8 protein-coding genes are annotated in these 8993 nt (G+C 69.7%); 2 read left to right on the top strand and 6 right to left on the bottom strand.

Annotation, left to right across the window (positions count from 1 at the left end; genetic code table 11):
* The first annotated feature begins 302 nt into the window (after positions 1-302).
* Entirely contained in the window at positions 303-1409 is a 1107-nt protein-coding gene (locus ACFWY9_RS21425) for a glycoside hydrolase family 88 protein (protein ID WP_378339720.1), read from the top strand.
* Between the two features lie 38 nt (positions 1410-1447).
* On the opposite strand, the gene ACFWY9_RS21430 is transcribed toward ACFWY9_RS21425, so the two are convergent.
* The 6 genes from ACFWY9_RS21430 to ACFWY9_RS21455 all read right to left on the bottom strand — a co-directional run bounded on the left by ACFWY9_RS21430 (position 1448) and on the right by ACFWY9_RS21455 (position 7254).
* On the bottom strand, positions 1448-2776 hold the full coding sequence (locus tag ACFWY9_RS21430) for a DNA polymerase IV (protein WP_378339722.1): 1329 nt from the start codon (positions 2774-2776) through the stop codon (positions 1448-1450).
* Positions 2773-3093, bottom strand: a complete 321-nt coding sequence (locus tag ACFWY9_RS21435; protein WP_378322796.1) for a winged helix-turn-helix domain-containing protein — start codon at positions 3091-3093, stop codon at positions 2773-2775. The genes ACFWY9_RS21430 and ACFWY9_RS21435 overlap by 4 nt, the downstream gene beginning before the upstream one ends.
* Before the next feature lie 76 nt (positions 3094-3169).
* Positions 3170-3811, bottom strand: a complete 642-nt coding sequence (locus tag ACFWY9_RS21440; RefSeq protein ID WP_378339724.1) for a hypothetical protein — start codon at positions 3809-3811, stop codon at positions 3170-3172.
* A gap of 57 nt (positions 3812-3868) precedes the next feature.
* Positions 3869-4600, bottom strand: coding sequence for an ABC transporter permease (locus tag ACFWY9_RS21445; RefSeq protein ID WP_378339726.1), 732 nt, complete (start codon positions 4598-4600; stop codon positions 3869-3871).
* On the bottom strand, positions 4597-5523 hold the full coding sequence (locus tag ACFWY9_RS21450; protein ID WP_378339727.1) for an ABC transporter ATP-binding protein: 927 nt from the start codon (positions 5521-5523) through the stop codon (positions 4597-4599). The genes ACFWY9_RS21445 and ACFWY9_RS21450 overlap by 4 nt, the downstream gene beginning before the upstream one ends.
* 147 nt (positions 5524-5670) lie before the next feature.
* A complete protein-coding gene (locus ACFWY9_RS21455; RefSeq protein WP_378322800.1) occupies positions 5671-7254 on the bottom strand; it encodes an alpha/beta hydrolase in 1584 nt (527 codons plus the stop codon).
* 426 nt (positions 7255-7680) lie between these two features.
* Here ACFWY9_RS21455 and ACFWY9_RS21460 point away from each other — a divergent pair, with 426 nt between their 5' ends.
* Complete coding sequence (locus ACFWY9_RS21460; protein ID WP_378339729.1) at positions 7681-8865, top strand: macrolide family glycosyltransferase; 1185 nt, start codon at positions 7681-7683, stop codon at positions 8863-8865.
* The last annotated feature ends 128 nt before the right edge of the window (positions 8866-8993 follow it).

The following is an 8993-nucleotide window of genomic DNA, read 5'->3' on the forward strand; positions in this document are numbered from 1 at the left end:
GGCTTTTGGGGGCACCGGGGGGGGGGCGGGGCGGCGGGGGCGCCCCCCCCACCCGGCGGTGTGGCGACCCCCCGACGCACGCGCCGCTGTCGGCGAGTCCCACGTTCGCGCACGCGAGTTCTCCGTCTGATCACGCGAGTTCTCCCTCCCATCACGCGAGTTCTCCTTCCAATCACGCGAGTTCCGCCCCCAAGCACGCACCCGTCCCGGTCACCGGTCTCTTGACACCCTCAGCGGGACGCACGAAAGTCGTTGCGGTATCCCCGTTCCGCCGCCGCGAACCTGCTGAGGAGTACGCGCGAATGCGTTTTCTGGGAAGCCGTGGGCTGATCACGGCGGCGGTGCTGACCGGCACCCTGGTGACGGCCCCGGCCGCCGAGGCGGCACCGGCGTCGTGCGCGGTGGCCGACGCGATGGTGTCCGCCGGGAACCACTGGCTCGAGCACGGGACGAACCTGGCCGCGCCGGACTGGCAGAACGCGACGTTCCACGTCGGGAACCTGGCCACGGTGCGGACGACCGGGGTGTCGAACCACAAGACACTGCCGTGGGCGAAGGCCAACGGCTACCTCCTGCAGAACGATCCGAAACGCCCGTTCTTCCCGGATTTCGAGGCGGCGGGCGAGGCTTACCTCGACCTGTACACGTATTTCCACCCGGATCCGCCGATCCTCGCCGATCTGCGGGCCCGGATCTCCGCCGAGGTCACCAGTGTCGCGCAGGGCCACGACGACTACTGGAACTACGTCGACGCGCTGAACATGGCGATGCCGTCGTTCGCCAGGATCGGCCTCCTCGACCACAACGAGTCCATTTTGGACACAATGCAGAAGCTGTTCCATCACGCGGAAAAGGAGGTCGGGCTGTTCGACGAGGCCACCGGCCTGTGGTACCGCGACGCGCGCTACGTCGGCACCGGGACGTTCTGGTCGCGTGGCAACGGCTGGGCGCTGGCCGCGCTGACAAAGGTGCTGCAGGTGCTGCCCGCGTCGGATCCGCGACGGCCGGAGTACCTGCGGGTGTTCACGAAGATGGCTAACACACTGCGGTTCGCGCAGCGCGGTGACGGGTTCTGGAACTCCGATCTCCTGCGGCCGTGGCATTACGGCGGCCCGGAAAGCAGCGGGACGGCGATGTTCACCTACGGCCTCGCGTGGGGCGTCAACGCCGGGATCCTCGACGCGGCCCGCTTCCGCCCGGCCGTCGACCGCGGCTGGAAAGCCTTGTCCACCAAGGCTTTGCACCCCGATGGCCGCCTCGGTTACGTCCAGCCCGTCGGCGCCGCCCCCGGCCCCGCTAAACCCGCCGACACCGCCGCCTACGGCGTCGGCGCCTTCCTCCTGGCAGGCCAGCAAGTAGCCAACCTCACCCCCGGCTGCGGTCCCGTTCCGGCGACCTCACGTGATTGAGCAGCGCACTCGCGTGATTGAACGGAGATCTCGCGTGATCACGCGAGACACGCGGAGGGGTCGGCGCGGTGGAGGGCCGGGTCGGACTGGGCGAAGGTGCGGACGGTGCCGGGGCCGGAGGTCCGGGTTTCGAAGCGGACGGTGACGCGGCCCTGGCCCGCGCCCTGGACCCAGCCGGTGCCGTGTTCGTCGTGGGCGACGTCGTCGCCGGGGCGCCAGGTGCTGGGGACGTCGGGGGCAGGGGACGGCACGGGGTCGGCGGGAGCCACAGGAGCCGCGGTGGCCGGAGTGTCCGGTGTGGACACTGTCAGGGTGAACAACGCGTCCTGATGCGGCACGGAAAGGCCGCTGAACGCGACCCCGGCCAGCCGCACCCCGCCGAACTCCGCGGGATCCAGCAGCAGCCGTTCCGCGGTGGCGGTGAGCTGGTCGAGGTCGTCGGTCGGCGACGCCGTGGTCTCCGACCGGGTCACCGTGCTCATGTCGGTGTGCCGCAGCTTGATCACCACGGTCCGGGCGACCCGCCCCGCCTGCGTCAGCCGCTTGTGCGCCCCGGCGGCGATCGTGCGGATCTCGGCGCGCAACGAAACGAGATCCTTGATGTCGACGTCGAACGTCGTCTCCGCGCTGACCTGCTTGGCCTCACCGCGTTCGGCCACCGGCCGGTCGTCGGCTCCCCCGGCCAACCGTCGCAACTCCCGCCCGACAGCGCCGCCGAGCGTGGCGACGGCGTCCGCTTCGGACAGTGCGGCCAGCTCCCCCAGCGTCTGCACGCCGATGACGCGCAGTTTCGACTCGGCCACCGGGCCGATCCCCCACAACGCCCGCACCGGCAGCGGGGCGAGGAACTCCCGTTCGGTGCCCGGCGGAACCACCAGCAGACCGTCCGGTTTGGCCTCGTCCGAACCGATCTTCGCGACCTGTTTCCCGGTGCCCGCGCCGATCGACGCGACAAGCCCGGTCGCCGAACGGATCCGCGCCCGCAGCCGCTCGCAGAACTCCGTCACCGTCTCGACGCCCGCGCCGGCCAGATCGGGCGGCTCGGCGAAGGCCTCGTCGAGCGAGATCCGTTCGAGCACCGGCGCGAACTCGCCGACGACGTCGAAGACCTCTTTGCTCAGCAGTTCGTACACCCGGAACCGGGGCGGCAGGATCACCCCGCCCGCGGGCAGCAACCGCCGCGCCTGCGACATCGGCATCGCCGACCGCACGCCGTAGACCCGGGATTCGTAGCTGGCCCCGGAAACGACGCCACGCGGCCCAGTCCCGCCGACGACGACCGCGCGCCCGGCCAGCGTCGGCCGGGTCAGCTGCTCGGCCGAGGCGTAGAAGGCGTCGAGGTCGAGGTGGATCACCCAGCGGTTCACTGCCCAGCCCCCGGCACCTCCAGCAGCCGGTGCAACGCACGGGTGTAGTCCTCGAACGCGACCCGCCCGCGCGCGGTGAGCCGCACCAGCGTCACCGGCGTGCGGTGCTCGTAGGCCTTGGTGATCTCGACGTACCCGGCGTCCTCCAGCTTCCGCAGGTGCGTCGAGAGGTTCCCCGGGGTCATGTCGAGCAGCTGCTGCAGGCGCGGGAAGGTGATCTGGTCGTCGGTGTGCAGCCCGGCGAGCGCGACCGTGACGCGCAGCCGCGCCTGCGCGTGGATCACCGGGTCGAGCTGGGGAAGCTCCTGCTCGCTCATGCGATCGACTCGCTTCGCGAGACAGTGTTCGATCCTTTTTGGCGCATGATGTCGATGATTCGCTCGCAAGCTTCGCTCATGGGTTCCGCCTGCGCACCGTGTGCCCGCGCCGTTCCAGCACGACGTACACCAGCGCGGCGAGCAGGAATCCCCCGCCGCCACACAGGCACAGCACCAGGAAGTTGCCCGGATATCCGGCGAACACGCTCGCCGCGGCCGAGACGATCATCCACAGGCCGAGGCCGAACTGCAGCTTGTCCTGCCAGATCGCGCCGCCCGCGAGGTAGAGCACGCCGGTCAGCAGCAGCGAACTTCCCGACCACAGCAGGGAAACCGCGCCATCGGGCAGGCCGAGCCGTCCGATCTGGACGTTCACCACCCACAGCCCGAAGTAGCCGATCCCCCAGCTCCAGCCGTACAGCGCGCCACTGAGCCGCGACGGCCCGCGGATCCCCCGGCTCCGGCGGACACCGTAGAACGCGGAATAGCCGATGGCGGCCACGAACAACGCCGCCACCACGACTATCCCGAGCCACACCGGCACGAACGCCCGCGTGATGGCCAGATACAGCAGCCCCCAGCCGACGAGCCAGGCCACACCCCAGACGAGGAGCAGCCGCGCCGGTTCGAACCGCAGTTCCCGGCGCAGCCGCTCCTTCTGCTGAGCGATCAGGTTCAGCGACTCTTCCGCCGACATCGGTTCGGCTTCGTCATCCACCCTGCTCGCCCCTCCTGCCAATGCTGACCCCCAGACAGCACGGAAGTTAACACGTACTCACAGCTTCGCCGTGTCCAGCCGGAACCGCCGCAGCACCACCAGCGCGGGCACCACCAGCCACGCGGCCAGCACCAGTACCGCGATCCCCGTCCCGGAACCGTGGGTGAGCGGCGCCCGGCCGAGGGTGCCCAGCCAGTACGACGGCAGGAAACGCGCGACCGTGCCCATCCAGTCGGGCAGCATCTCCAGCGGCATCCAGAGCCCGCCGAACATGCCCAGCGGCAGCATCAGCGCCCCGGTGACCGCGCCGACGGTGTCGCCCTTGCCGTGCAGTCCGGCCAGCAGGCCCAGTACCGCGAACGGCAGGGCTCCCGCCCACAGCGACACCAGCGCCGCCGTCCACTGAGCCGGTGTGAGGTGTTCGCCGCGGATCAGGCCCGCCGCGAAGATGATCAGGATCACCGGCAGGGCCACGGCCATCGCCGAAAGTACCTTCACCGCGAGGTACCCGGGCGCGCGCATCGGCGTCACCCGCAGCTGACGCTGCCAGCCTTCGGTGCGCTCGGTGGCCACTCGCGCGCCGGTGAACAACGCGCCGGTCATCGCCCCGTACGCGGCCATGTTGACCATCGTGACGACACCCGCCTTGACGCCGTCGGGCGTGACGTTGTCGCCGAACAGCCCGCCGAAGAGCAGGAACATCACCAGCGGCATGCCGATGGTGAAGATCGCGAACTGCGGGCTGCGCGCGATGCGCAGGATCTCCAGGCGCAGGTAGGTCGCGTTCATCGGAGGGCTCCCTGCGGCTCGGCGGCGTTGCCGGAGGTCAGTGCCAGGAACGCGTCTTCCAGTCCGACGGCGGTGATCTCGATATCGGCCGAGAGCGGGAACGCCGCCAGCAGCCCGCGGATGGCGGCGTCGGAATCGGCGCACGCGAGTTCGGCGCGGTCCCCGCGCAGCCGCACGGTGGACACCCCCGGGATCGCGGCCAGCCCGGCCTCCGACGCGCCGGGCACGACGGCCCGCAGCACCCGGCCCGCGACGGCGGCCCGCACCTGGGCGACCGGCCCGTCCGCGACGATCCGGCCGTGCCGCATCAGCACGACGCGGTCGGCGTAGTCCTCGGCCTCGGCGAGGTAGTGGGTCGCGAACAGCACCGTCCGGCCGGAGGCGGCGAACTCCCGCATCGACGTCCAGAACTCGCGCCTGCCATCGACGTCGAGCGCGGCCGTCGGCTCGTCGAGCACCAGCAGGTCCGGATCCCCCGCCAGCGCCATCGCGAACCGGACCCGCTGCTGCTGCCCGCCGGAGAGCTTGCCGCAGCGCCGGTTCGCGAAGCCGGTGATCCCGGCCCGTGCCATGACGTCCTTCGCCGGAAGCGGCCGCTCGTGCGTCGAACGCACCAGCGCGACGTGCTCGGCCGCGGTCAGGTCCCGCAGCAGAGTCCCGTTCTGCACCATCGCGGCCATCCGGCCCTTCTCCACCGCCGTCCTCGGCTCGCCGCCGAAGACCCGGACCTCCCCCGCGTCCGGCCTGGCGAGGCCGAGCAGCAGGTCGACCGTGGTCGACTTGCCCGCGCCGTTGGGCCCCAGCAACGCGACGACCTCGCCACGCGCGACCTCGACGGAGACCCCGTCCACCGCCAGTACGTCGCCGAACCGCCTGGTCAGACCGTGCAGACTGAACGCGGGCCCCTCGGTTTCCGCCCCCATGCTTTCCCCCTTGAACCACTCTGGACCACAAAGTCGATAGGAACTTTGTAACACAAAGTTCCCTGCGAAGAAAAGCGCCAATGGTCCCGGACACAACGAACGCCCCGGCGACGCGAAGTCGCCGGGGCGTTCACCGTGGTCAAACGGTCAGCCGAAGAGGGGCTGCTCCACCCGCGCGCTCTGCTTCGCGGGCACCTCCGACTTGGCCGCCGTCGGCGGGGGCGGCGTCGGCTGCGGCAGCGGCGCGCATTCGACGTCGGCCGTACGCCCCGGCTTGCGGTCCGGCAGCTTGCCCGTGGCGAGGTAGTCGGCGATCTTGTTGTCCACACAGGCGTTTCCGCGCGGCGTGATCGCGTGACTCGTCCCGCCCGGCTCGGCGATCAGCACCGCGCCCGGGAAGCGGCTGCGCACCTCGAGGCTGCCTTCGAACGGCGTCGCCGCGTCGAGCGTCTCGTCGATCATCAGCACGCTCTCGACACCCTTGCCCTGCACGTTCACCGGCTTGCCCGGCTTCACCGGCCAGTTCGTGCACGGCGCGTTGTACCAGGCGTTCTGCCAGGTGAAGTACGGCGCCTTGGTGAAGGTGCGCCAGTTGTCGGCACGCCAGCGGTTCCAGCTGGCAGGCCACTGGACGTCGGTGCACTGGACGGCGAGGTAGACGGCGTAGCCGTTGTCGTCGCCGCGGCCGCCGAAGTTCTCGTACAGCGTCTTCAGGTTCTGCCAGTCACCCTTGTTGACGTACCGCGAAAGCGCGTCACCGAGCAACGTCCAGCGCAGCTGGTAGTACCCGGCCTGCTGGAAGACGTCGATCAGCTCGTCCGGCCCGATCACGCCACCGGCGGGGTTGAACGAGGCCTTGAGCAGCTGCTCATCGAACACCCGCTTGACCGCGTCCTGGGTGGTGCCGAGGTGATAGACGTCGTCGTGCTTCGCGACCCAGCCGAACCAGATGTTGAGGTTGACGTCGAAGGCGACGTCCTGGTTCAGGTTGGCCTTGTACCAGACGTCGCGCGGGTCGACCGTGGAGTCGAGGATCATCCGGCGCACACGCTGCGGGTACGTCGTCCCGTAGACCTGGCCGAGGTAGGTGCCGTAGGAGTACCCGTAGAAGTTCACCTTCTCGGCGCCGAGCGCGGCACGGATGCTGTCCATGTCGCGCACGGTGTCGGTGGTCTTCATGTTCTCCAGCAACGCGCGCGGGTTCTTCTTCCCGCAGGCTTCGGCGTACGCCTTGGTCCGGTCCAGCCAGACCTTCTCCATGCCCGGGGTCAGCGGGAGATAGTTCGGCCGGTTGTAGTCCGCGTAGTTCGGCTCGCACGACAGCGCGGGCTTGCTGCTCCCGACACCCCGCGGATCGAAGCCGATCCAGTCGTAGGCGTCACCGGCGTGGTTCGGCACCCGCTTGCCCGCCAGCGCGAGCCGCAGCCCGGAAGCGCCGGGGCCGCCGGGGTTGGTGAGCATGACGCCCTGGTACTGGGCCTCCGGCGTCTTGTGCTGGATCCGGCTCAGCGCGAGCTGGATCTTCTCGCCCGATGGCTTGGCGTAGTCGACCGGAACCGAGAGGTAGCCGCATTGGGCGCCGGCGGCCGTCAGTGCCTGGTCGGCGCAGGCGCCCCAGGCGATCGGGGATGGCGCTGCGGCGGGCGCGGGGTCGGCGCTCGCGGCCGGGGCGACCGCCAGCGTCGAGGCCAGCGCGGCAGCGGCCACCGCGGCGAAAACAGCTCGTCTCACGAATTTCTCCCTTTCTCCCACAGTGGAAGCGGGTGCACCATAAACCGGACCGGCCGCCCGCGGACGGCTTCGCGGCGTAGTTGGGCCGAAAGCCCTACTAAAGATGGACGGGAAGTCCGGATCAATCCGGCAAAAAACCGAGTGGCATGCTGCCGCCGACGCGGATACGGTGAAGCCATGTTGATCTACTTCGCGCGCTTGCGGCTGTCCTGAGACGGCGTGACCGCCGGGCTCACGCATCGGCGGGTCGTGCTCGCGGAAAGCGCGAGCCCTTGGCGTTTCGCATGTCTTCCGGGGGTGCAACCCCCAAACCCCGCCCGGCGGGCTTCGCCCCCGGACCCCCAGCCCGTGGTCCAGCGTTCGAGTAAGGCCCCCTTCTTCTGCACGCCGTCCACGTACTTCTTCCGTTACCGGTAAAGGACTTTCATGCGTTCGCAGAAGCACATAGCCATGATCGGCTGCACCGCGCCGAGCCACGTCTACCCCTCGCTGGGCGTCATCCGCGAGCTGGTCGCCAGGGGCCACCGGGTCAGCTACGTGGTCGGTGAGCCGCTGGCCGGCCTGGTCGCCCCGACCGGCGCGGAGGTCGTCACCCATCCGACGACCTTCCCGCTCGGCGAGGCCGCCGTGTGGCCGGAGGAACCCGCCGAAGCCATGCGCGTGTTCCTCGACGAGGCCATCGCGATCTTCCCGCGGCTGACCGAGGTCTACGACCACGACCGGCCCGACCTGCTGCTCTACGACATCGGCGGCCTGCCCGCCCCGGTGCTCGGGCGGCGCTACGACGTCCCGGCGGTCCAGCTGTCGCCGACGCTCGTGGCGTGGGAGGGCTACAACGAGGACATGGCAGAGGTTCTGGAACCGATCAGGAACTCACCGTCCGGAAAGGACTATCATGCTGCTTATTCTGTTTGGCTGAAGGAAAACGGCATCGACCAGGACCCGTGGGACTGGATTTCACTGCCGGAGCACGTGCTCTCGCTGATCCCGAGGGCGATGCAGCCCAACGCCGATCGCGTCTCCGGCGCCGTGCGGTTCGTCGGGCCGTGCCTGGACGAGCGCAGGCTCGCCGATCGGAGCTGGACCCCGCCCACTGACGGGAAACGGGTCCTGCTCGTCTCCTTCGGCACGGCGTACAACGATCAGCTCGACGTCTATCGCGCGTGCATCGAGGCGTTCGCCGACTCGAACTGGCACGTAGTGCTGTCGATCGGGAAGCACGTCGACCCGGCCGACCTCGGGCCACTGCCGGCGTCGTTCGAGGCGTATCCGCAGGTCCCGCAGCTCGCGGTGCTCGAAGCGGCGTCGGCGTTCATCACGCACGCCGGGATGGGCGGCTGCACGGAATCGCTGTGGTACGGCGTGCCGACCGTGGCGATCCCGCAGGCCGCCGACCAGTTCGGCAACGCGGCGAAGCTCGAGGAACTGGGCGTCGGCAAGCATCTGCCCGCCGAGGAGGTCACCGCCGAAACGCTGCGGTCCGCCGTCGACGAGGTGGCGGGCTCTCCCGCCGTCGCCGCGCGGCTGGCCGAGCTGAAGGCGGAGATCCGTTCCCACGGCGGTGTTCGCGCCGCCGCCGACGCCGTCGAGTCCTATGTGGACCTGAGCTGAAGGGGACTTTCCTCCGATAGCACCCGCTGAAGGGGGCATTTGTCGGACACCCAAGCACAAAAAAGCCCCGAAAACGCCCTGGCCCCGGGGTTGTTGTGGTTGGTGTTTTTGTTGTTGAGGGGGTGGTA

Source organism: Amycolatopsis sp. NPDC059027 (assembly GCF_042739735.1).
Lineage (GTDB): Bacteria > Actinomycetota > Actinomycetes > Mycobacteriales > Pseudonocardiaceae > Amycolatopsis.

Bases quoted from the DNA above. Each gene is read 5' to 3' on its own strand.
- ACFWY9_RS21425 (WP_378339720.1), top strand. From the start codon at position 303: ATGCGTTTTCTGGGAAGCCGTGGGCTGATCACGGCGGCGGTGCTGACC.
- ACFWY9_RS21435 (WP_378322796.1), bottom strand. From the start codon at position 3,093: ATGAGCGAGCAGGAGCTTCCCCAGCTCGACCCGGTGATCCACGCGCAG.
- ACFWY9_RS21445 (WP_378339726.1), bottom strand. From the start codon at position 4,600: ATGAACGCGACCTACCTGCGCCTGGAGATCCTGCGCATCGCGCGCAGC.
- ACFWY9_RS21450 (WP_378339727.1), bottom strand. From the start codon at position 5,523: ATGGGGGCGGAAACCGAGGGGCCCGCGTTCAGTCTGCACGGTCTGACC.
- ACFWY9_RS21460 (WP_378339729.1), top strand. From the start codon at position 7,681: ATGCGTTCGCAGAAGCACATAGCCATGATCGGCTGCACCGCGCCGAGC.